We start from the raw sequence: 21,464 nt of genomic DNA on the forward strand, positions 1-21,464 counted from the left end.
CGATCTTGGTGGCGAAGTGGCCCACACCGGCCGCACCCGACGGCCATAGCCTCGGCGGCGTGACCCACCGAGTTGATTTCTACTTCGATCCCATCTGCCCGTTCGCCTGGATCACCTCCCGCTGGATCCTGGAGGTGGAAGCCCAGCGCGAGCTCGACCTGCGCTTCCGTGTGATGAGCCTGTCCGTGCTCAACGAGGGCCGCGAGGACCTCCCCGAGCGCTACCGCCGGCTGTTCGACGTGGGCTGGGGCCCGGTGCGCGTCTGCATCGCCGCCGCCCAGGAACACGGCGAACATGTGCTCCGCGACCTCTACACCGCCCTGGGCACCCGGCTGCACAACCAGGACCGGGAAGTCAGCGACGCCCTGCTCGCCGAAGCCCTGGCCGAGGCCGGGCTGCCCACCTCGCTGGCCGAGGCGGCCCACCGCACCGACTACGACGAGGACCTGCGCAAGAGCCACCACGAGGGCATGGACCCGGTCGGCGAGGAGGTGGGCACCCCCACGATCCATGTCGACGGCGTGGCCTTCTTCGGCCCCGTACTGACCGCCATCCCCCGGGGCGAGGAAGCCCTGCAGATCTTCGACGGGGTACGGCTGCTGGCCGGTCATCCGCACTTCTTCGAGCTCAAGCGCACCCGCACGGGCGGCCTGGACTTCAGCTGACCGCGCTCTCCGCCCAGGCCCGGTCGCGCTGCGCCCGCAGCAGCGGCAGCGGACTGTCGTCCCCGCCGTAGAGCCGGCCGGCCAGCCGGACCAGGGTGTCGCAGCGGGCCAGGGCCAGGCCCCGAGCGCACAGCGCCGGCCCGTATCCCGCGGCCGCGGCCACCCGGACGGCGGCCGCGGCACCCACCGCGATGGTGAGCCCGGCGATGTCCTCCGCCGGGTCGCCGATCACCGCGTCCGTCCAGTCCAGCACGCCATGGACCCGGCCCCCGGCGGCCACCAGCAGATGCTCGCCCTTGAGGTCGTGGTGCACCAGGACGCCCGTGCCCGAGGCGGCGACCGGGCGGGGCAGTGCCGCCCCGCCGAACTCGCCGTCGGCCGCGAGCCGTACCGCGGCCTCCCGGGCCCGCCGGCGCAGCCCGGCCATGGACCGCGGCGCCCGCACCGGCACCCCGAGCGCCCCGATCGCGGCCATGGGCAGCTCCCGCAGGCCACGCAGCATCCCCATGAGGTCCTCCTCTCCGCGCCGGGAGACCCGCCGCAGCTCGGCGGAGACCCCGGACAGCCGGGTGTCCAGCGTGTAGCCACACCCGTCCGCCCACTCCCCGGACGCCACACTCACCGGCACCGTCACCCCCACCCGGGGCCGGAGGCGCTCCCGCAGAGCGATCTCCCGCCGCTGCCGGCCGGACGCGTCCGCGTCCAGGGCGAGCCGCAGCACATGGCGCTCACCGATGAACCAGGTGGAGTGCTCCCCGCCCTCCCCGGCCGGCCGCACGGCCCCGGCACCGTCCCCGCCCAGCGCACGGCGGGCCAGGGCGCGTACGGTGCGCTCCGTCGGAACGGGTACGGGCGGTGTCATCCGGCCATGCTGGCAGGGCCGGGCCGTGCGCTCGACTCCTTTAACCTCCCTCGGCGCCGGGTACGGCGGCCGGTTCCCGCCCGCCCGGGTGCCGGTGCCGCCACACCCAGAAGACCGTGGTGGACACCGCCGCCCACACCACCAGCACCCCGAAGGGGAAGAAGTGCTGGTGGCCGCGGAAGTAGACGGCGGTGTGCTGGGCATTGACCGAGGCGCCCGGGGGCAGCCAGCGGCCGATGGTGCCCAGCGGGGAGGGCAGCAGAGCCCAGGAGACCGCGCCGCCGGAGGAGGGGTTGCCCAGGATCACCAGCAGGCCCCAGGTGGGCAGCATGGCCCAGCGCCCGAAAAGCGTGTTGAACATGGTGAAGACCATGCCGCTGGTGAACATGGTCAGCGCCAGAATCCCCCAGGACTCCAGGAACGGCAGCCGCAGCGCCCCCAGGCCCCAGTCCACGATCGCGGCGATGGCGAAGCCGCCCGCCACCGAATAGGCCACGGTGAAGCCGACGCGCTCGGCCGGGTTGAGACCACGGGCGTTCACCCCGAGCTGGACGGCGCCGATAAAGCCCAGGATCACCGCGGCCAGCGTGATGTAGAACAGCGCCAGACCGTGCGGATCGCCCCGCTGCAAGGGATTGATGTCCCGCACCGTGACCGGCACCCCGACCGCCTGGCCCACCTTGGGCGCGGCCGCGGTCAGCAACTGCGCCACCGTGGCACCGGAAGCCCCCGACACATCCAGTTGGGCACCGTCCGGACGCGGCCGCAGGATGGCGTACACCTCCTGCTGCGCCACCGCGTTCCGGGCCGCGTCATCGCTCCCATAGGGGTGCAGCCGTATCGAGGCGCGCAGGTCCTGCTCTATCCCGCGGACGAACTCTTCCCGCTTGACCTGGGAGGAGGGCACTCCGGTGACGGCGACGGGGATACGGTGCGGCGTCGGGTTGGCCATGGCGTAGGTGTACGAACCGGCGAACAGCCCGGCCGCCGCGGCCACGATCAGCACCAGCACCGTCGCGGGCAAGAACGGCGAGTTCCGGAACCGGGACCATGCCCCGGGCCGGTGACCTCGGCCGTCCGTACTCGTCAAGCGGACTTCCCCCCGGGGGACTCGTTCCCCTCTTCCTCCTCGTCGTCCCGCTCGCCCTCCGCCTGCGAGGGTGTGGTGTGGGGCGTCATCGGATGCTTCCGCTGTTCCTCGTCGTCGTCGCGCTCCCCTTCGGCCTGGGAGGGGGTGGTATCGGCCATGGTGACTCCCGGGATGAGAGGTGCGGGTGCACCGCGGGCCGAGTGCCCCTTCCGGTGTTGTTTATGCACCGCAGGGCGCCGATTCCGCTCCATAGGGTGGTTGGAATCCTTCGACCGTGCCTTCCCCGGCTTCGGCGGCGAGATCCACGGGGTGACCGTCGATCCCGCCACCGGCGACTACCGGATCGAGTGCGTCAGGGATGCCCTCCGAGGGGCGCGGGGCGGCTGTGTCATGTGGCTCCGCCGCGTGGGCGCGACAGCCGCCCAACCGCCCGCACTCGACAACGGCGCACCGGGCAATGGCGCGGCCCAGGGGCCGTCAGCCACGGCCTAGAAGCGCGCGTCCTCACGAGCCATCGGCACATTCCGCTTGGCCAGGGACTTCGGCGCCGCGCCGCAGAAAGCCGGCTCCAGCACATTGGTCAACGCCTGGGTCACCGCACCGTTGTTGGACGCGTTGGCGAAGGCCACCACCGTGCGCCTGCCGTCCGGGGTGGCGAAGGACTGGGTCTGGTACCCCTGGACGATGCCGCCATGGCCCAGCACCTTGCCGCAGGACAGGGCGATCTCCCGGATGCCCAGGCCATAGCTGACCTTCGCGGTGGGAGTGGGCAGCACGGCGGTCATCTGGCGCAGGGACTCGTCCGAGACCAGGCCGCCGGAGCGGCCGGCCAGCAGATGGGTGAGAAAGCGGTCGAGGTCGGCGGCGGAGGAGATGATCGCTCCCGCGCTCCAGATCCAGGACGCCGTCTGCTCGGTGGAGTCCAGCAAGGGCTTGGTCCGGTCGTCATTGGTGAGATAGCCGGTGACATGCGCCCCGGCAATCTTCTTCTCCGGCACCACAAAGGAGGTCTGGCGCAGCTTGAGCGGCTCCAGGATCTGCTCGCGCAGCACCTCGGCGTACGGGCGCCCGGTGAGGTGCTCCACGGCCAGGCCCAGCAGCACGAAGTCGGTGTTGGAATAGGAGTACTTGGTGCCCGCCGGGTACTGAAGGCCATGCTTCACCGACAGGGCCACCAGGTCCTTGGGGTCGTACACATTGTTGCGGATGCGCTTCTCGAAGGCGGCGGTGGTCTCCTCCCCGGGCTGCTCCAAGAGGTCATCGGTGTGGTCGTAGACGCCTGCCCGGTGCTCCAGCACCTGACGCCCGGTGATGTTCCAGTCCGCGGGCAGCATGCCTTGCGGGAGGTAGTCGCGCAGCGGCTTGTCCAGGTCGATACGGCCCTGCTCGGCCAGGCGCATCACCAGGACCGCGGCGAACATCTTGCTGTTGCTGCCCACCCGGAACCGCCAGTCGGCGTGCATCGGGGTGCCGTTGAGGTCGGCCCGGCCCACCGCCAGCGACCGGCGGGCCTCCTTGGACCTTCCGTGGTCATGGAGGTGGTCACTGACCACCACGGACGCGCCCGGCGCTCCCGCGGCGAGGACCTGCTGCAACGCGGTCCGTACCGCGGCGTCGTCCGCCGCGGCCGGTGCCGCCGTGGCCAACGCCGGTGCCGAACCCGTGGCCACCAGGGCCAGGGTGGCGGCGACCGCCGCCGTGGTACGGGCCAGCCCGAATCTCACCATGAGTTAAATTCCTCTGCCTGCCGGTGACTTGGCGTGACCCACTGTGAAGATCACGCATGGCAGGCGAGATGGTATCGGGCCGGTAGGGCGCGATGGCCTCGCCGGGTGGCTTTCCCGAACGAGCGTCAGGGCGGCGATTCAACGGGACTCGGTCTCAAGGCTGTTGGGGCGCCGGGCCACGGGGCCGCGGTCATTGGCGTGCAGCCCCGTGGTGAGCCGGCAGAGCGTCCGCCAGCGGCTACCAGTAATGCCGGCGTCCACCGACCGCGTGCCCGGCGGCGCCCAGCAGCCAGAGGATCGCTCCGATGACGAGCAGGATGATTCCGATGGTCCAGAGGATCGCGATGTTGGCCACGAATCCGATGATGAGGAGGATCACTCCGAGGACGATCATGGGACATCCTCCGGTTTCGTATAGCTGTTCCTCTCTCACTATGTTCCCTGCTCTCTCCCGGGCGCAACAGCTGGCGACGGGCGCCCCACTCGCCCCAGCAGGTGGTCTTGGCCAACCCGGCGGTGCGCCGGTCGTCCGCCCGGGTAGGTAGAGCTGTCCAGGGGGAGTCGTCGCTGGTGGCAGGCCGGTCGGAGAGGGCGAGATGCTGTCGAGGGTCCGTCCCACCACATCCTGGTTCGCCGCCGGCTTCACCCTTGGGCTGGGGATGACGCTGGCGTATGTGGGGGTGCAGACGGTGCTGCGGATCGGCAGTGTGCTGACCCTGCTGTTGCTGGCGCTCTTTGTGGCGATCAGCCTGGAGCCGGTGGTGGCCTGGCTGGCCCGGTCCCGGCTGGGACGGGGGTGGGCGGTGACCGTGGTGGTCGTGCTGCTCCTGGGGCTGCTGGCCGGCTTTCTCGCCCTGGTGATCCCGCCGGTGACCAGTGAAGTCGGCGCCCTGGTCGAGTCGGTGCCCAAGTGGCTCAAGCAACTGCACGACCACCACTCGTTCCTGGGCCGGCTGGAGGACCGCTACCACCTGATCTCCAAGGCCCGCCAGCAGCTGGGCTCCAGCGCGGGCTCGGCCGTGGTGGGCGGGCTGCTGGGAGCCGGCCATCTGGTGATCAACGCCGTGTTCAGCACCGTCCTGGTGGTGGTGCTGACCGTGTACTTCATGGTGGGCATGGAGCAGCTCAAGGAGTTCGCCTACCGGTTCGTCCCCCGCAGCAGACGGGCGGGCACGGTGGCGATGACCGAGGTGATCCTGGTCCGGGTCGGTCGCTACATGCTCGGGAACGTGGCCACCTCGGCCATCGCGGGCCTGGCCACCTTCGCCTGGTGCGCGGCCCTGGACGTGCCCTACCCGGCCGCACTGGGCGTCTTCGTGGCCCTGATGGACATGGTGCCGGTGGTCGGCTCCACCATCGGAGGCGTGGTGGTCAGCCTGGTGGCGCTGTCCGTCTCCTTTGTCATCGCCCTGGGCACGGCCGGGTTCTACACCTTCTTCCGGCTGGCCGAGGACTACCTGATCATGCCCAAGGCCATGCGCTTCGCGGTCGATGTGCATCCCATTGTGACGGTGGTGGCCGTGGTGATCGGCGGGGCGCTGCTGGGCATCATCGGGGCCCTGATCGCCATCCCGGTGGCCGTGGCCATCGGGATTGTGCTGGACCAGTCGGTCTTTCCCCGCACGGACGCGGCCTGAGCGCGGGTGCCCGCGGCCCCCGGCGCGGCCGGAGCCGGGCTGTTCGGGTGACGCTGCCGGGCCCGGGGGTGTCCGGCCGGGCCGACGGCTGGAAGAAATGCGGACAGATCCATCGAAGAGCCCACCATGACCAGGCGCGCTGTCGCGCGGACCACGAGGGAAGACCATGCAGACCGACACCGTCTCGCGCTTTCTCCACGCCCTTTCCCCGGCCCACCGGGAGACCGTCCGGCAACTGCCCCGCGAGCAGCAGGAGCGGCTGGCGGAGCAGTGGGAGGGCTACCTCAGCGATGACACCGACCTGCTGTCGCTGAGCGAGCTGGACCCGGCCGGCGCGGAGGCCGCGGCGGCGGCGCATGTGGTCAAGGATCTCGGCTGACCCAGGGGTTTCCCGAGGCCGCGGAAGGTAACGCGCCCTGGGGACGGCCCTTCCCGGTAAGGAGTCCCGATGGTCCTGGTCGCCCTCCTGATGCCTCCGCTGCTGCTGGGGGCAGTGCTCGTGCTGGCCTGCTACGAGGACCGCGTGCTCGGCGGGCCGGACGCCCATGGCCCGCTACTCCTCGATGGCACCGCCCACGGCCCGCAGATAGTCGCGGAAGGTCAGCGCGGGGTCCCGGCGGCGCCGGGCGAGGAAGTCCTCGAAGCCGAGCTGCTCGCGCAGCGAGACCCCGGAGCGGATCCGCTCCGCCTGCCGCCGCTCGGTGTCGCGGATGCCCTCGGCCAGGGTGAACAGCTCCCCGGCCCGGTCGGCCGGGACGAAGAGCACCCCGTCCTCGTCGGCCAGCACCAGATCGGCGCGGCTCACCGTCCACTCGCCGGCCCGGGCGGATTCCAGGGCGTCGGCCGGCCGGGCGTCCAGCCGCTGCGGGCCGGTGGGCAGGGCACCCAGGCTGAAGACCGGCAGCCCGATGGCCCGTACCTCCGCGGTGTCGCGGTGCAGCCCCCAGATCACCACCCCGGCCAGTCCGGCGGCCCGGGCCTCCAGGACCGCGAGGTCGCCCACACATGCCTCGTCCAGCCGCCCTCCGTTGTCGACCACCAGCACATCGCCGGGGGCGGCCTCCCGGTACGCCTCCAGGAAGACATCGACGCTGCCGGCATGGCGGGCGGGACACACCCGGCCGGCCAGCCGGCCGCCGGGCAGCACGGGGCGCAACGGCACACAACGCACCGGAAGCCGCGCTCTGAGGCACGCGTCGGCAAGGTGAGCGGTCGTCAACTCCGCGAATCGGCGGTCGAGTTCCTTCGCTTCCATGGCAAGTCTCCTGCGGCCGGCTGTTCTGGGACTTCGGATGACGGGGAACGTTCCGCGGGCACGCGGGCCGTTGGGGCACGGCGGAGGGCCCGGCCCGCGAGGTGGCCGGTGCGCTGAGTCCGCCGGATGGGACGTCGCCTCCATGCCCGGGTACAACGACCGCGCCGGCACAGCGAATTCCGGGGCCCGTGAAGACGGCCCGCATGTGCGCCCGCATGGGACGCAAAACCGCACACCGCCGGCGCGCCGGCCGCTGTCCAGGACGCGACCGGCGCGCCGGCGGTGGTGGGTTGCCCTAGCCCTGGCGAGCCGCCGGCCGGCGCCGGCGGCGCAGCAGCGCTCCGGCCGTGCCGGCGGTCATCAGCGCGGCCGCGCCATAGGCGGCGGGCCGCCAGGACGCCGGGGCGGCCGTGGTGCCGGCCGCCTGCGCGGGCCGGTCGTCCCCGGTCAGCGCATAGCCGCCGGTGTAGCCCTTGCGGTCATAGCGGGAGCCGGGCAGCTTGTCCCCGTAGCGCTTGTTCACCAGCTGCTGGTAGGCGGCGAGGGAGACCTGGCGCTTGCCGTGCAGACCGTCGGCCGCCTCCTTGTTGAGGGGCTCCACGGAGCCGCTCGCGGTGAGCCGGTACCAGGCGTGGATCTGCGGCTCGATGAAGGTATGGGCCGAGGCGGTGCCCTGCTCGGCGAAGGCCACCTCGCCGGCACCGTCCTGGATGCCGGCCAACTGCCAGTTGTGCGCGCCCCCTTGCTGGGCGAGCAGAACCGCGGCCTGGTGGCCGTCGGAGGCCGAGACCCGGGAGGCCAGGTAGGACAGCCGCAGCGCCTGGCCGGTGGTGGGCCGGGCCTTGCCGGCGACGAACTCGGGGGAGAGCTCGAAGAGCGGGACCGGCCCCCGCAGCCGGAAGTCCGGTGCCTTGGCGGGCGCGGGCGCCGCGCCGGCGGGGGCCAGGGCGGTACCGCCGTCGGCGCCGGCCGGGGCGCGGCGCTGCTCGGCGGCGGTCAGGAACCGGGACACGGTGTCATGCACCCGGCTCGAACCCAGCACCTGCTGGGCGGCGTTGTAGTCCGGGGAGCCGGGTGCGTAGGGACCGTCGGCGGCCTGGGCCGGAGCGGCGGCGCACAGGGCGGCGAGGGCGGCCATGGCCACCGCGGCGGTGCGGCGACGAAGGTGCTTGAGCTGCATGGTGGTCGTCTCCTAGCCGTGCATGCCGAGGCGCGAGTGGGTCCACCGGAAGGAGTTGTTTCCGGAGTAGGTGGAGTAGTTCCACCAGGTGTAGGTCTGGGTGCTGGGCCAGGGGTCACCGACCGCGATCATGTTGCTGGAGCTGTCATAGCCGTAGATCACGTTCATATGGCCGCCGCCGCTGGTCCAGCCGATGCGCACCGCGAACGGCCGTCCGCCGGCGATCTCCTGGCTGGTCTCGTTGAAGGTGGCGTTGCGGTAGAGGTCGTAACCGCTGTTGCGGAAGCCCATGTTGGCCAGGCCGTTGGCCATGTCGTCCAGGGTGGCCGGCTGGTCGTTGCAGTCCAGGTTGCTGTTCTGGGCGGCCAGGCGGCAGAAGTCGTACTGGTTGTAGTTGGTGTGACCCCAGTAGTTGGCGATGGTCAGGCCGGAGGCGTCCCAGCACCACTCGTCCTGGACCTGCTTCTGCATGCCGATGCCCAGGGTGGACCAGCTGGTGGGCCGGGTGGAGCCACAAGTGGGCAGCGAGCCGGTGTCCTCCTGGATGAAGGTGTCGGCGATGTAGTAGGCGCCGGACCAGATCCAGCGGTTGTTGTTCTCCACCGTGTCGCCGGTGGTCCGGCAGATCATGGGTATCCGGTCGCCCGGCAGCGAGGTGCCGGTGACACTGGACGACAGGGAGGGCAGCGAACGCTGGTTGATGGTCTGGTAGTTGCCCTGTCCGGGGATGACGGTGCCGGTGGACGCGGCGTGGGCGGCGGTGCCCGAGCCGAGCAGCAGTCCGCCGGCCAGCACCGCGGTCATCGCGGAGGCCAGCGCTTTTCCGCGGCGGAGCATGCGGATTCCGAGCATGGGATTCCTTGGGGGGTTGGGGGCTCCGGCCGATGTGCGGGAGCCAGTGGGTGGTGCTGTGGGGGCCGGGTTCCGGTCAGGTCCTGCGGGCGCGCCGGCGCAGCAGCCAGAAGCCCGCGAGACCGGCCGCCACCGCCGCCGCGCTGATCGCGATCACGGTGGTGGTGGAGCCGGAATCCGATCCGGATCCGGAGTCCGAGCCGGTGTCCCGGGAGGCCGACGGCTGTTCGGTCCGCGCCGGGGCGGGGGTGGGGGAGGACAGGGAGGCGGTGGTCACCTCGGCCTGTCCCTGGACCCGGCCCAGCGCGGGGAAGGCGGTCTCCGCCGTGATGGTCCAACGGCCCGCCGGCAGCGCCTCCTTGGTGGTGAGAGTGCCGGGCTTGGCGCCCGGGACCGGCACCAGCCGCCAGGGGCCGGCGGTGGTGCCGTCGGCCGAGGTGGCGCTGAGGGTGCCCGCGATCTTCTCGTCCACCGGGTCGCCGTCGTTGTCCCAGACCGCGAGGGTGGTGGGGTGGCCGGCGGTGACCTGGATGGGGCCGAGGCGGATGGTGTCGCCATGGGCGTGGGCCGTGGTCGCCGGTCCCAGTGCGAGCAGGGCGGTGGCGGCGAGGGCCGTCGCGGTGAAGCGGCGGTTGGACATGGGCGGTTGGCTCCGGGGTAGGACGGGGGCCGCATCGGCGGCCCCCGCTTGCGGTGAGGGGATCAGCCGGTCTTCTGCACGGTCCAGGTGTGGTGACCGGGGCCGTCCGGCTTCTGGAGCTCCAGCAGCAAGGCGCCGTAGTACGGGCGGTCGCTGACGCCCAGGACCAGGGAGCTGCCCCGGGCCGTCACCTGTACACCGGTGCCGCTCTTGGCCAGGTGCCACTGCGAGGCGAGGCTGCCGGAGCAGGGCTGCTGGGCGATCCACTGGCCCTCGACGGCGTCCCCGCCGAGCTGCAGGCACTTGTTGGTGACGACCGAGCGGATGTGGACATAGCCGTTGCCGGTGTCGTCGAACACCCACTGCTGGCCGGCGTAGCCGTTGGGCTGGGAGCCGACCGCCACGGTGCCGTCGGCGGTCTTGTCGCCGTAGATCTGGGCGGCCACCCCGGCTTCGCCATTGGTGAGCAGGTAGCGGGTGCCGGGCCTGGTGGCCGCACCGGCCGCCGGGGTGTGGAAGGACACCGCCTTGCCGGGGTCGGTGTCATGTCCGGACCGGTCGCGGACCGCCACCGCCAGGGTGTAGTCGGTGTCCGGCTGCAGGTTGTAGACGCGCACCGAGTTGCTCTGCACCCAGCCCAGGTGGTTGCCGTTGAGCACCAGGCGGTACCAGTCGGCGGAGGGCACGGCCGGCCAGCTGAGCACCGCAGAGTCCGAGGTCAGCTCGCCGAGCACCGGCACCGGGGCGCCGTCGGTGCCCTTGGTGGGCGTGGGGGACGGGGTCGGCGTGGGGGTGGGCGTCGGGTTCGGCGTCGGGTTGGGGTTGGTGCCGTTGCCCGTCATCAGGAACTGGTTGTTGGCCACGTTCCAGTGGGTGTCGAGGTAACTGCCCTGCTGCGGGTTGGTGTTGTAGTAGTCGTCGTGGTTGCAGTCCAGGCGGTCGTCGTGCGCCCGGTCCGGGCAGACGATCTGCATCTGCGGGTAGTAGGGCGCGTCGGAGTAGCACATGATGTCCCACTCGTCGGTGCAGTGCGCGGCCTTGCTGCTGTGGGGCGCGCTGTTGTTGACGGCGCCCAGGTTGTGCCCCAGCTCATGGGCGGCGGTGGAACCGCTCCAGCAGCCGTTGTCGGTCCGCCCGTAGGACGGGCCGAAGTTGCTCTGGTTGTCCTGCCCCGGGCGCTCATCGCCGTTGAAGGTGCCGATGCCGCAGTAGACATTGGCATCGGCGAAGATCATGTACTTGCGGTCGCGGCGGTCGAAACCCTTGGCCGCCAGCGCCGAGTTGGTGGCGCTGAACTCGGCCAGCGCCGAGTCGGGCAGCTCCACATTGAGCACCGACGGCGTGCAGTCGGCGCCGGTGACAAAGCGGACGTGCCGGACGCCGCCGGTCTCCTGGGCGCTGGCGTAGTAGATGGTGTCCACGTCGGCGGCCCACTTGTGGAAGGACGCCAGGTACTCGGCGTACCGGTCGTTGCCGGGGCCGTGCACATAGAGCACCTGCACCCGGTTGCCGGTGGAGCCGTCGCCGTCGCAGGGCACCGTCTGCTCGCTGGGCGCCGCCTTGCCGGTGCCGCCCTTGGGGGAGGCCGGGGCGGGCGGGGTCTTGCCGCGCTTGCCGGCCTGCTTGGCGTCCAGCGCGGCCACGGTGCCGGTGGACGGCTGGTCGGTGGCGGGCTTCTCGGTCTCCGGCCGGCTCGGATCGGCGGCCGTGGCCTTGGCCTTGACGGCAGGCGGGGTGTCCTTCTTGATGTCCACGCCCCGGGGCGGCTTGTCCGGGCCGTGGGTGCAGCGTCCGCCCTCGGTCTCCAGCACACCCGCGCAGTGGTCGCCCTTGGGCGCCAGGCGCAGACCGGTGTAGACCATGCCATGGGCCCGGTCGTTGCCGGGTATCCGGGTCACGGGTTCGGGGGCCTCGTCATGCTCGGGCAAGGCGGCCGGCGCCGTGGCCACCGCCTGCGCGGTGACCCGGGAATGGCCGGAGCCTTCGCCGCCGAAGACCCCGCCCCAGGCGGCCCCGCCGATGACCGCTCCCGCGGTGACCGCTACGGCGGCCGCGACTATCCCGCGTCTTTTCCGGGGACGTTGAGCCGCTCTTCTGCCTCTGGACAAACCAACACCTCGTTTGCTGTGGGGGATTGAGTGCCGGAAGTGTGCCAGAGCTGAGGGAGCGTCAAATCGGATATTCCACACCCGATGAAAGACAAAGCTTGAACAAAGTTCGCCGTGTTTTTGTGAGCCGCGTCAATTCGCTTGCGGAGAAGGGGAGTTGAATCGCCGTCCGATAGGAGGTCTAAGCCAATTTCATGGGCTCGCACAGCATGACTTGACAAGATCGTTATTTTGGACTGACCGGTTCAAATTGCACTAGGTGGACGGGTAATCACTGTGTGGTGAGTTACCAGAAGTAATGTCTTGAGCCGTCCCCGGAACGACTTATGGCGGTCCGCCGTGGCGGACCGCCATAAGAGATCGGCTGGTTCAGTGCCGGTGTGCCGGTGAGCCGGCGGTGATCTGGTACGGGGCGGCGGAGTGCTGTGCGGCATACCTCAGGGCCGGCTCCAGCTTGGGCCAGAAGTAGTCGCCCTGGCAGGAGTAGGCGGGCGTGAATCCGTCGCAGCCGCGTCCGTTGTTGTCGCCCACCTCGATGGTGAAGCTGGCCAGGCCGAGCTTGTCGTAGGTCCAGTCGTCGGTACCGCCGGAGGCGTCGTAGAGGATCTCGCCCGCCTGCCCGGACTGGTAGCCGGTGATCGACCCCAGCTGCCCGGCCATGGCGCGCAGTTGGGCGTCGTTCCCGGTGTGCACGGTGTGGTCGGAGGCCCAGGGGAAGAGCACCATGCTGGCGTCGCTGTGCAGGGTGATCATGACGCCCCGGGTGTTCAGCGGGGCCGGGTCGCCGTCGCCGGTGCCGGAGCGCACCGCCGGGTACAGCTGCCGGAACAGGTCCTCCAGCGCGGAGTTCTCCACCTCGGAGTCCGCGGCCGGGCCCAGGTAGACCTCGCTGCAGGGCTGGTCGGAGGTGCCCAGCCCGCCCCAGTGGGTGCCCGCGTTGCGGTTGAGGTCCACGCCGATCTGCCCGAACAGGCCGCAGGAGCCGCCGTTGGCGTCATCGGCGTTCTTGCGCTGCCAGATGGGGTTGTTGCCGCCCTGGGCGACGATGTCCACGCCATCGGGGTTGGCGATGGGCACCACCCACATCTCGGTGGTGTCCATCAGTTTGGTGATCTCCGGGTTGCTGCCATAGCCCTGGGTCAGCTCGTCGATCCAGCGCCAGGAGATCTCGCCGGTGGTGAGCTCACGGGCGTGGATCTGGCTCATCAGGAAGAAGCGGGGCTTGGCCGAGTTGGGGTTGAGGGCGCAGTCACCCGGCTTGATCTTGGTGAGGCAGATGGCCTTGAGGTCATGACCCCCGGCTCCGCGCTGCTTGAGCCAGGACTGGCCGTAGGTGACCACCCCGGCCAGGTCCGGGTGCTGTGCGGCGACCTGGTCCAGGTGGGCGTTATGGGCGTCCACGGTGTGGTAGCCGCCGTCGTAGGTGCCGCTGTCGGCGGCGGTGACGGCCGTCGCCGGGCGGGGGAGCGGCTTGCTGGTCGAGGAGACCACGGTCGGGCTGAAGCCGAGACGGCGCAGTCCGGCCGCCGTGTTCCAGTCGCCCAGGACGAACAGGTCGTTGCCCTGACGGCGCTCCAGCAGGTCGTAGCCGGCCTTGGCCAGCTTCTGGGCGTCCTGGGGGTGATGGGTGGGCACCCGGTAGATGACCGCGGTGCGCTGCGGGGTGTGTCTGACGGCGGAGTGCGGGGCATGGGCCCCGGCCAGGGCGGACGGCGCCAGCGGGAGCACGGCGGCGGCAGCCATGGCGGTCGCTCCGGCGGCCAGTGCCACCAGTTTGCGGGGCATGGGATGACCTTCCGTGGGGGGATGGCTTGCGGGCATGATGCCGTGGTCATGTCAAAAAGGGAAGGCTGGTTCCGGCGCCTCCCGGGCCGGAGTTGACGGGGTGTCGGGGGATCGTCCGCCGCACCGGCGGCGGCGTGGATCGTGCAACATTGAACAGGATTGGTGGAGTTGGGGTTATCAGGACCAAAGTCCCTAGGATTCACAGGAGATTGCCGATTGGCTTGCCGCCAAGCGATTCCCCCCATCGCAAGGAGGTATGGAATTCCATGAGTGATGTCTCCAGGCGGCGCTTGCTGGCGCTGGCCCCTGCTCTCGGTGCGGCGGCGGCCGTTCCGGTGTCCCTGATGACGGCCGGCCCCGCGGCCGCGGCCCCCGCCCGGCAGAACTCCGTGCAGCACCCCGGGCAGAACTCCACGCGGAACTCCGGCAGTACGCGGGCGGCCGCCCGCTCGCTCCAGGAGATAACGGATGAGTGGGGGCGGTGGATGGCCCGGGAGAGATTCCCCGGATCCAAGGGCTGTCGCTTCACCGCCTCCACCGACTACGGCAAGCAGGGCGCCCTGGGCGCCTATCACCGGTACCAGGTGAGCACGGAGTACAGCGGAATCACCTATGACCCCAACGCCCCCTCGCCCATTCCCGGGCAGGTGAACTCGGTCGCCACCAACTACCGCAACGGCACCGCGGTGGAGCAGCTGGTCACCTACAAGCAGAGCCGCACCACCGAGCAGGAGCTGCGGATCTCGGTGACCGAGTCGCTGAAGATCGGGGTGACGATGGAGGTCTCCGCGGAGATCCCCGCGGTGGCCAAGGTCAGCGAGACCACCTCCATCGAGGCGAGTCTGTCCTCGACCCAGGAGTTCTCCCACAAGGAGACCCAGAACTGGAGCGTGGACCTCCCGCTGAAGATCCCCCCGAAGTCGCTGGTCGAGGCGAGCCTGGTGATCGGCACCCAGAAGTACGACATCGACTGGACGGCCACCGTCGCCCTCACCGGCCATGTGGCCATCTGGTTCGAGGAGAAGGTCGACCTCAACCACGACGGGGACTACCACTGGCTGTGGTTCATCCCCATCGAGGAGGTCTTCCGCGACTGCCAGGCGCACCACATCACCGACACCTCCGGCTATGAGGTCACCGCCGGTGGCGTCAACGCCTTCGCCGCCGGCACCTTCACCGGAGGCCAGGGCGTCTCGCTGAGCGTCAACGCCGTCCAGAAACCGCTCGACGGCCGGCAGAAGCGCAGCGCCGCCGCCGTTCAATCGATCCCGGTTCCCTTGAACGGCTCGGGCAGGAAGGTGATCGTGCCCGGCCGCTGAACGGCCAGTGAACCGCGCGGGGCCCGGTAACGGGGCGGGCTCCCGCGGCCCAGGCCCAGATCGGTGTGGTACGGGGTGCAGGCGGCCGCCGGGCGCCCGCCGTGCGCCGCCAGGAAGGACAGCAGGTCACAGATGGACTCGCCCAGCACCTGGTCGTGGTCGCCGGCCGGATAGACGCGATCCACCACCGAGGGCGATCCCAGCGCCCGCAGCCGGCCGACCACCTCGGCGGTCCACTGCGGCGGCACATCCTGGTCGGCCCCGCCCTGGATGACCAGCACCGGGCTCTTGATGGCGGCCCGGTCCGGGTCGCCATAGGCGCCCATCTTGCCGCCCAGCTCGGCGAGTTGTTCACGGTTGAACGGCAGGGTCTGCTCGGTGGAGACCCCCTTGAGCACTCCATAGCTGCTTCTGAGGCACTCGCCCAGCACCCGGGCGGCGGTCCGGCCGGCCACCGGCCCCAGCATCCGGCGCAGGTCGACGGATGGGTCGCTGGCGCTCAGCCCGGCCAACGAGTAGAGGGCGAAGGAGAGTTCGCTGGACACATGAGAGGCGATCACCCCCGGCAGCATGGTCTCCAGATGGCTGGCCGGGGCGATGGCCACCGAGCCGCCGAACCGCAGACCGGGCGCCCGGTGCGCCGCGTTGGCGGCGAACAGGGCGGCCTGCCCGCCCTGGGAGTGGCCGAGGGCGAACCAGGTCGGGGACAGTCCCGGCAGCAGCTTGCGGGCGGCGGTGACGATGTCCACCACCGCGTTGCCCTCGTCGGGCCCGACCAGATAGGTGTGCATCCCCGGGGTTCCCAGCCCCGCGTAGTCCGTGGCCGCCACCGCGTAACCGGCCCGTACCAGGGCGCGCAGCTCCTGGGCGTAGGCGTTGTAGCCCAGGTTCGCGGTGTGCGAGGGGGCGCATTTGTCGGCCACCCCGGTGGTGCCATGCGCCCAGGAGACCACCGGCCAACCCCCGGTCGGCGGCGTGCCATTGGGCAGCAGCAGGGTGCCGCTGACGGCGGTGTCGGCACCCCGGGAGGTCGCCGAGTGGTAGAGAACGGTCCAGCGGCGGGCATCGCCCAGCTGTGGGGCCGGGCCCTTTTCGGAGGCGGCTATCAGACTGCCGGGAGCGGCGGGAGCCAGCGGCTGGGGAACCTCATAGGTGTGGTCGGTGACCCGCACGGCCGGCAGCGCCGCATCGGGGCGGTCGGCCGACTGGGCCCGGTCCGGGGCACAGGCCGCGGCGGCCGCGGCGACGGCCAGGGCGGTTCCCGCGGCGAGGATGCCCGCGGCGCGCCGGGCGCGGGGTGAACTCGCGGCGGTGGCACGGTCCTCGGCACGGCCACCGCCGGATATGTTCACGGCTCACATTCCTTGGGCTGGAAACACGGGGAGTTCGGCATACCGAACAGCCTGTCACCGGCCCCGCCGGAGCGCAGACGCACGCCGCCGTACGGGTGACAACCAGGCGCCCGGGGCGGCCGGACTCGTTGAGCGGTGGCGGGCCCGGCCGGGCCCGGACGCGTCCGGAGCACCGGGCTCCGGAGGGTGGAGAGGAGAAGCTGTGCATCGGTTTGGTATCGCCCTGGCCGCGGCGGTGTTCGCGGTCGGCGGCCTGGGCGCCACGGCGGCGGCCGCCGCCTCCCCGGGTACCCCGCGGGTGGGCGGCGACAAGCCGCCCTTCCCGTACGCGGACTGTGTCAACGCCGCGAAGAAGAACGGGGAGAGCGCGGCCCACGCCAAGTGGCACTGCGACGAACTGGTGAAGAAGGGCTGGGTCAAGCGGCCCAAGAGCTGACGGTTCCTGGGGGCCGCCGCCGGGCCGGGATGGCCCCGGTCATGTTCCGGGCGGTTGGCCGTCGTTGGGCGGTCGCGCCCACGCGGCGGAGCCGCATGAGGCAACCGACCCATGCCCCTCATGGGGCACCCCGGCCCCTGCGTCCCGGTTCACCGTGTGGCGCGGGGGCCGGCGCATACCCCGCGCGGGCCGGTCCGCAAGGACACGGTCCCTTGCCAAGCCACCCCGCACCGCCCACCGTGAGGCGCGTGGGCCCATGCCCGCAGAGCCCCATCGAGGAGGGGAGCCCCGGATGTGCCGCCTTTTCGCCCTGAGCAGCAGCCCGCAGCGGACCCGCGCCACCTTCTGGCTGCTGGACGCCCCCGACAGCCTGCGGGAACAGAGCCGGCGTGACCCGGACGGGACCGGTCTGGGCTACTTCGGCCCCGAGGGCACGCCCCGGGTGCACAAGTCGGCCATCGCCGCCTACCAGGACCGGGCCTTCGCCCAGGAGGCCCGGCAGGTGGCCTCCACCACCTTTCTGGCCCATGTCCGTTACGCCTCCACCGGTGGCCTGGACAGCCGCAACACCCACCCCTTCCAGCAGGACGGCCGGCTGTTCGCGCACAACGGGGTCATCGAGGAGCTGGACCGGCTGGACGCCCGGCTCGGCCCGGACCGGAACCTGGTACACGGCGATACCGACTCCGAGCGGTTCTTCGCCCTGATCACCCGGGAGACCGCCGCGCACGGCGGCGATGTGGCGGCCGGTATCGAGTACGCCGCCCGCTGGATCGCCCGGAACCTGCCGGTCTACGCCCTGAACCTGATCATCGCCACCCGGGACGGGCTATGGGCGCTGCGCTATCCGGACACCCATGAACTCCATGTGCTCCGGCGCCCGGCCGGCGGTCCGCACGGTGACCGGCACTTCGACCACAGCGGCGCCGCCGGACGGATGCGGGTCCACTCCGGTGACCTGGCCACGGTCCCCTCGGTGGTGATCGCCAGCGAGCGGATGGACGACAGCCCGCACTGGCGCCCACTGGCACCCGGTGAGCTCCTGCACATCGGGCCGGACCTGGCCGTGAACGGCCGGATCGCGCTGCCCGAGGAGCCGGTGCACCGGCTCACCCTCAGCGATCTGCGCCCGCAGGCGGCCGCTTCGCAGACCGCCCGCTGAGCACCCGGCAACTCCACCGGCACGGCGGGGCGTTGACGGCGCCCCGCCGCTGACGCGGCCCCGGTCAGCCGCAGTCGACCGTGAGGGAGCCCACCGGAGCGCCGGTCAGCTCCCGGTCGCCGAAGCCGTCGATCTCCTGCTCGGAACCGGCGAAATGCGGCTTGTCATTGAGCCGCACCACGCAACCGAAGGAATCCGGCAGCGGGTTGTGCGCCGAACGCGGGGCCACCAACGGCTCCAGGGCGTCCACATCGGGGAACGAGAATCCGGTCCGGGTCACCTTCACCGGGACCCGGTAGAGCACCTCCCCGGTCTGATGGGCGCCGCTGAACAGGCAGAAATCGCCCTTGTGGCAGGTGGCCGACGGCGCCGCCGAGGCGGCCGGAGCGGCGGCGGCCGACAGGCCGAGGGCCGTGACGGCGGCCAGCGAGAGGGCGAGGGCGCGAGGTAACACGGATGACTCCTTTGACGGTCGGAGGTGCCCGGAGAGAGCACAAGCAAGATCAATCCCGCGCTCCCTACCCTGGCCGTCCGCCCGGCTAACGCCGCCCGCCGGTCAGTAACGGATCTTTGGCGGCCGGGCGTTGTGCGGGAGATGGAGCTGTCCGCCGCCGGGCGTCATGGCGAAGGAACCGCTCTGCAGCACCCCGGGGGAGTAGCCGCCGCTGGTCAGTGACTGCGGGGCGGCGGCGTCCAGGGGCCGGCCGTCCACCGTGACACCGGAGAAGTCCAGCCGGTCGAAGGAGGGATAGCTCTGGGTCGGCGACTCGATGACCGCCTCGGCGCTGGCGTTCTGCCCGTCCAGGGACTGCTGGGTGCTCTCCGTCCAGCCCTTGGTGTCATCGGTGAGGGTCAGGGTGTAGACGCCATTGCCCTGGGAGATCACGGAGGCGGTGAAGTGGTCGCCCTCGGAGACCGGGTCGTTCCAGTAGACCGGGGCGGCCGGATACATCTCGTACCAGGCCGACAGCACCGGCGACCCGCTGGAGCAGTCGGTCTGCACACCGGTCTGCTCCACGGTCTGCGAGCCATAGCCGTCCAGCCCCACCCAGGGGGCGAACAGGTCGTTGGAGGTGTTGCAGGTGGCATGGGGCTCGACCCAGGAACCGGTGATCCTGGAGAACGAGCCCTGGGCCACATAGCCGCCCCAGTTGCTGTCCTTGATGCGGGAGGAGTGCGGGCCGAAGCCATGCGCGCTCGCGGTGCCGGCGCCGACAGGTGCCAGGGCGCCGGTCAGCAGCAGCACGGTGGCGGTCGCCCGGACGGCTCTGGATCTGCCGATATGCCGAGGAAGGCGGACGGATATGCCCATGGGGCACGCTCCCTGGGGTGTGGGGGGTGGAGGCCGATCGGCCGCGCTCATGGTCGGCCCGCCGCCCCCGGCCCCTCAATGGGCCGCGCACGACCGGAATCCGATATGGCGAGAACATGACATGATGACGGGGTGGCTCCCCGTGACTCCCGACCGGCCGCGCTCCTGGAAGCCCTAGGCGTCCCGGAGGCCGAGGAGACCGCCTATCTGAGCGTGCTGGCCGCCCCGGAGAGCACCGTCGCCGCGCTGGCCGCCGAACTCGCCCTGACCCCCGGGCGGGCTGGGGAACTGCTGCGCTCCCTCACCGAACGGGGGCTGCTCCACCGGTCCGAAGGGCCGCCCGCCCGCTGGTCGGCCATCGCCCCCGACCTGGCCGTCCAGGCACTGCTGCTGCGCCGGGAGGCCGAACTGTGCCGGCTGCGGGGCCGGATCGGCGAACTGATGCGCACCCATCGCACCGCCCGGCGGCCGCCCGCCGCCGAACTGGTCGAGGTGGTCACCGGCCCGGAGGTCATCGCCGGCCACTGGCGCCGGATGCTGGCCGGCGCCCGGCACCGGGTGCTGCTCTTCGACAAGCCGCCCCATGTGGTGCGCGCCGACCCGGAGTTGGAACTGGGGCTGCTGAGCCGGGGCATATGTGTCCGGGTGGTCTATGAGGCCGGATCGGTCAGTGCCCCCGGACGGCTGGCCGAGATCCGGGAGTTCACCGGTGCCGGGGAACAGGCCCGGGTACTGCCCGAACTCCCCTGCAAACTGGCCGTGGTGGACGACCGCTGGGCCATGCTGCCGCTGTGCACCGGCTCCGCGCCGCACGGCGCGATGCTGATGCGCTCCTCCTCGCTGCTGGACGCCCTGGCCGGCACCTTCGAGGCCTACTGGAACCGGGCGGTACGGATCCCGGACCCCCGCACCCCCGCACGCGACCCCAAGGACCGGCACACCGAGCTGCTCACCCTGCTCTGCGCCGGCTTCACCGACGACAGCATCGCCCGCCAGCTGGGGGTCTCGCCGCGCACCGTGCAGCGCTGGGTGCGCGAGCTGATGGACTCCCTGGGCGCCCGGACCCGCTTCCAGGCCGGCATCCAGGCGGCCCGTGCCGGACTGCTATGACCCGTGTGTTGCCCATAAATGACGACTTTTTTCATGTTATGGACGACGCATGGATATCCGCCGGGTGCTGAAACACACCGTCATCGCCTTCGCCGTCATCCTCGCCGCGCACCAGCCCGCGCCCGCCGCCGCCCAGCCGCCGCCGGCCGGCCTGGACGACCCGCGGCTCAAGGAGGTGGCCATGGAACTGGTCGCCAGCGCCGAGAACTCCACCCTGGACTGGCGCAGTCAGTACCAGTACATCCAGGACATCGGCGACGGCCAGGGCTACACCGGAGGCATCATCGGCTTCTGCTCCGGCACCGGCGACATGCTGGAGGTGGTGGACCGCTACACCCGCCGCAAGCCCGCCAACCCCCTCGCGCCCTTCCTCCCCGCCCTGCGCAAGGTCAATGGCACCGCCTCCCACGAAGGGCTGGGCGACCCCTTCGTCCGCGCCTGGAAGCAGGCGGCCAAGGACCGGGCCTTCCAGGCCGCCCAGGAAGAGGAGCGCGACCGGGTCTACTTCGACCCGGCGGTCCGGCTGGCCAAGGCGGACGGACTGCGCCCGCTGGGCCAGTTCATCTACTTCGACGCCGTGGTGATGCACGGCAACGGCAATGACCGCAATGGACTGCGTGCCATCCGCGCCACCGCGATGCGGAACGCCAAGTGCCCCAACCGGTGCGGCGATGAACGCGCCTACCTCGGCGCCTTCCTGGACGCCCGCAAGGTGGCCATCAAGAACGAGACGGTGCACGGCGAGACCAGCCGGGTGGACACCGAGCAGCGGGTCTTCCTGGAACAGGGCAACTTCGGCCTCCAGCCGCCGCTGAAGTGGCAGACCTACGGGGACTGGTACGAGATCCGCAGCTGGCCCGCACCACGGGCGTGATCAATGCCCCTTCGTTTCGTTAGGCGTTGGTACCTGGGCGAGGTCTCTGGTTAGGCTGGCCGACGTCCAGTCGTGCCCCACGAGTTGTACGAGGAGAG

23 protein-coding genes are annotated in these 21,464 nt (G+C 71.1%); 9 read left to right on the forward strand and 14 right to left on the reverse strand.

Features of this window, described 5'->3' with window-relative positions:
* Positions 1 to 59 precede the first annotated feature (59 nt).
* On the forward strand, positions 60 to 665 hold the full coding sequence (locus tag ACIHFE_RS21045) for a disulfide bond formation protein DsbA (RefSeq protein ID WP_400108702.1): 606 nt from the start codon (positions 60 to 62) through the stop codon (positions 663 to 665).
* On the opposite strand, the gene ACIHFE_RS21050 is transcribed toward ACIHFE_RS21045, so the two are convergent.
* The 3 genes from ACIHFE_RS21050 to ACIHFE_RS21060 are packed head-to-tail and all read right to left on the reverse strand — an operon-like array spanning position 658 to position 2,775.
* The gene (locus ACIHFE_RS21050; RefSeq protein WP_400108703.1) at positions 658 to 1,527 is read right to left on the reverse strand and encodes a phosphotransferase family protein; all 870 of its coding nucleotides are present in this window, start codon (positions 1,525 to 1,527) and stop codon (positions 658 to 660) included. The genes ACIHFE_RS21045 and ACIHFE_RS21050 overlap by 8 nt on opposite strands.
* Positions 1,528 to 1,567: 40 nt before the next feature.
* The gene (locus ACIHFE_RS21055; protein ID WP_400108704.1) at positions 1,568 to 2,617 is read right to left on the reverse strand and encodes an ABC transporter permease; all 1,050 of its coding nucleotides are present in this window, start codon (positions 2,615 to 2,617) and stop codon (positions 1,568 to 1,570) included.
* Complete coding sequence (locus ACIHFE_RS21060; protein WP_400108705.1) at positions 2,614 to 2,775, reverse strand: hypothetical protein; 162 nt, start codon at positions 2,773 to 2,775, stop codon at positions 2,614 to 2,616. The genes ACIHFE_RS21055 and ACIHFE_RS21060 overlap by 4 nt, the downstream gene beginning before the upstream one ends.
* 100 nt (positions 2,776 to 2,875) lie before the next feature.
* Between ACIHFE_RS21060 and ACIHFE_RS21065 the strand changes: the two genes are divergently transcribed.
* Entirely contained in the window at positions 2,876 to 3,109 is a 234-nt protein-coding gene (locus ACIHFE_RS21065) for a hypothetical protein (RefSeq protein WP_400108706.1), read from the forward strand.
* On the opposite strand, the gene ACIHFE_RS21070 is transcribed toward ACIHFE_RS21065, so the two are convergent.
* Together ACIHFE_RS21070 and ACIHFE_RS21075 are read right to left on the reverse strand one after the other, a co-directional pair.
* Entirely contained in the window at positions 3,106 to 4,344 is a 1,239-nt protein-coding gene (locus ACIHFE_RS21070; RefSeq protein WP_400108707.1) for a serine hydrolase domain-containing protein, read from the reverse strand. The two genes, ACIHFE_RS21065 and ACIHFE_RS21070, sit on opposite strands and share 4 nt — an antisense overlap.
* A 238-nt stretch (positions 4,345 to 4,582) precedes the next feature.
* Entirely contained in the window at positions 4,583 to 4,738 is a 156-nt protein-coding gene (locus tag ACIHFE_RS21075; protein ID WP_400108708.1) for a DUF6131 family protein, read from the reverse strand.
* A 202-nt stretch (positions 4,739 to 4,940) separates the two neighbouring features.
* Between ACIHFE_RS21075 and ACIHFE_RS21080 the strand changes: the two genes are divergently transcribed.
* Together ACIHFE_RS21080 and ACIHFE_RS21085 are read left to right on the forward strand one after the other, a co-directional pair.
* A complete protein-coding gene (locus tag ACIHFE_RS21080) occupies positions 4,941 to 5,981 on the forward strand; it encodes an AI-2E family transporter (protein WP_400108709.1) in 1,041 nt (346 codons plus the stop codon).
* 166 nt (positions 5,982 to 6,147) lie between these two features.
* Positions 6,148 to 6,360 carry a hypothetical protein gene (locus ACIHFE_RS21085; RefSeq protein WP_400108710.1) on the forward strand — a complete coding sequence of 71 codons (213 nt, stop codon included), beginning with the start codon at positions 6,148 to 6,150 and terminating at the stop codon, positions 6,358 to 6,360.
* A 174-nt stretch (positions 6,361 to 6,534) separates the two neighbouring features.
* Here the strand turns inward: ACIHFE_RS21085 and ACIHFE_RS21090 are convergent, their stop codons facing one another.
* From ACIHFE_RS21090 to ACIHFE_RS21115, 6 genes are all read right to left on the reverse strand, one after another.
* Positions 6,535 to 7,236 (reverse strand): RraA family protein, encoded by a 702-nt coding sequence (locus ACIHFE_RS21090; protein ID WP_400108711.1) that lies wholly within the window; start codon positions 7,234 to 7,236, stop codon positions 6,535 to 6,537.
* A gap of 295 nt (positions 7,237 to 7,531) precedes the next feature.
* Positions 7,532 to 8,416, reverse strand: coding sequence for a hypothetical protein (locus ACIHFE_RS21095; protein WP_400108712.1), 885 nt, complete (start codon positions 8,414 to 8,416; stop codon positions 7,532 to 7,534).
* A 12-nt stretch (positions 8,417 to 8,428) separates the two neighbouring features.
* Positions 8,429 to 9,268, reverse strand: coding sequence for a papain-like cysteine protease family protein (locus tag ACIHFE_RS21100; RefSeq protein WP_400108713.1), 840 nt, complete (start codon positions 9,266 to 9,268; stop codon positions 8,429 to 8,431).
* 76 nt (positions 9,269 to 9,344) lie between these two features.
* The gene (locus tag ACIHFE_RS21105; RefSeq protein ID WP_400108714.1) at positions 9,345 to 9,908 is read right to left on the reverse strand and encodes a hypothetical protein; all 564 of its coding nucleotides are present in this window, start codon (positions 9,906 to 9,908) and stop codon (positions 9,345 to 9,347) included.
* 62 nt (positions 9,909 to 9,970) lie between these two features.
* The gene (locus ACIHFE_RS21110; RefSeq protein ID WP_400108715.1) at positions 9,971 to 12,016 is read right to left on the reverse strand and encodes an RICIN domain-containing protein; all 2,046 of its coding nucleotides are present in this window, start codon (positions 12,014 to 12,016) and stop codon (positions 9,971 to 9,973) included.
* A gap of 369 nt (positions 12,017 to 12,385) precedes the next feature.
* Positions 12,386 to 13,801: a M14 family zinc carboxypeptidase gene (locus tag ACIHFE_RS21115; protein WP_400108716.1), complete on the reverse strand. Its 1,416-nt coding sequence runs from the start codon at positions 13,799 to 13,801 to the stop codon at positions 12,386 to 12,388.
* A 266-nt stretch (positions 13,802 to 14,067) separates the two neighbouring features.
* Here ACIHFE_RS21115 and ACIHFE_RS21120 point away from each other — a divergent pair, with 266 nt between their 5' ends.
* Positions 14,068 to 15,120 (forward strand): ETX/MTX2 family pore-forming toxin, encoded by a 1,053-nt coding sequence (locus tag ACIHFE_RS21120; RefSeq protein WP_400108717.1) that lies wholly within the window; start codon positions 14,068 to 14,070, stop codon positions 15,118 to 15,120.
* On the opposite strand, the gene ACIHFE_RS21125 is transcribed toward ACIHFE_RS21120, so the two are convergent.
* The gene (locus tag ACIHFE_RS21125) at positions 15,060 to 16,472 is read right to left on the reverse strand and encodes an alpha/beta hydrolase family protein (protein ID WP_400108718.1); all 1,413 of its coding nucleotides are present in this window, start codon (positions 16,470 to 16,472) and stop codon (positions 15,060 to 15,062) included. The genes ACIHFE_RS21120 and ACIHFE_RS21125 overlap by 61 nt on opposite strands.
* 202 nt (positions 16,473 to 16,674) lie before the next feature.
* Between ACIHFE_RS21125 and ACIHFE_RS21130 the strand changes: the two genes are divergently transcribed.
* Both ACIHFE_RS21130 and ACIHFE_RS21135 read left to right on the forward strand, forming a co-directional pair.
* Positions 16,675 to 16,908, forward strand: coding sequence for a hypothetical protein (locus ACIHFE_RS21130; RefSeq protein ID WP_400108719.1), 234 nt, complete (start codon positions 16,675 to 16,677; stop codon positions 16,906 to 16,908).
* Positions 16,909 to 17,200: 292 nt separating this feature from the next.
* Complete coding sequence (locus tag ACIHFE_RS21135; RefSeq protein ID WP_400108720.1) at positions 17,201 to 18,070, forward strand: class II glutamine amidotransferase; 870 nt, start codon at positions 17,201 to 17,203, stop codon at positions 18,068 to 18,070.
* A 64-nt stretch (positions 18,071 to 18,134) separates the two neighbouring features.
* Here the strand turns inward: ACIHFE_RS21135 and ACIHFE_RS21140 are convergent, their stop codons facing one another.
* Positions 18,135 to 18,524: a hypothetical protein gene (locus tag ACIHFE_RS21140; protein WP_400108721.1), complete on the reverse strand. Its 390-nt coding sequence runs from the start codon at positions 18,522 to 18,524 to the stop codon at positions 18,135 to 18,137.
* Positions 18,525 to 18,626: 102 nt separating this feature from the next.
* Positions 18,627 to 19,382 (reverse strand): G1 family glutamic endopeptidase, encoded by a 756-nt coding sequence (locus ACIHFE_RS21145; protein ID WP_400108722.1) that lies wholly within the window; start codon positions 19,380 to 19,382, stop codon positions 18,627 to 18,629.
* Between the two features lie 132 nt (positions 19,383 to 19,514).
* Here ACIHFE_RS21145 and ACIHFE_RS21150 point away from each other — a divergent pair, with 132 nt between their 5' ends.
* Together ACIHFE_RS21150 and ACIHFE_RS21155 are read left to right on the forward strand one after the other, a co-directional pair.
* Entirely contained in the window at positions 19,515 to 20,492 is a 978-nt protein-coding gene (locus ACIHFE_RS21150; RefSeq protein ID WP_400108723.1) for a helix-turn-helix domain-containing protein, read from the forward strand.
* 49 nt (positions 20,493 to 20,541) lie between these two features.
* Entirely contained in the window at positions 20,542 to 21,366 is an 825-nt protein-coding gene (locus ACIHFE_RS21155; protein ID WP_400108724.1) for a chitosanase, read from the forward strand.
* Positions 21,367 to 21,464 lie beyond the last annotated feature (98 nt).

Origin of the sequence: Streptomyces sp. NPDC052396, assembly GCF_044593195.1 — a bacterium.
GTDB lineage: Bacteria > Actinomycetota > Actinomycetes > Streptomycetales > Streptomycetaceae > Streptomyces.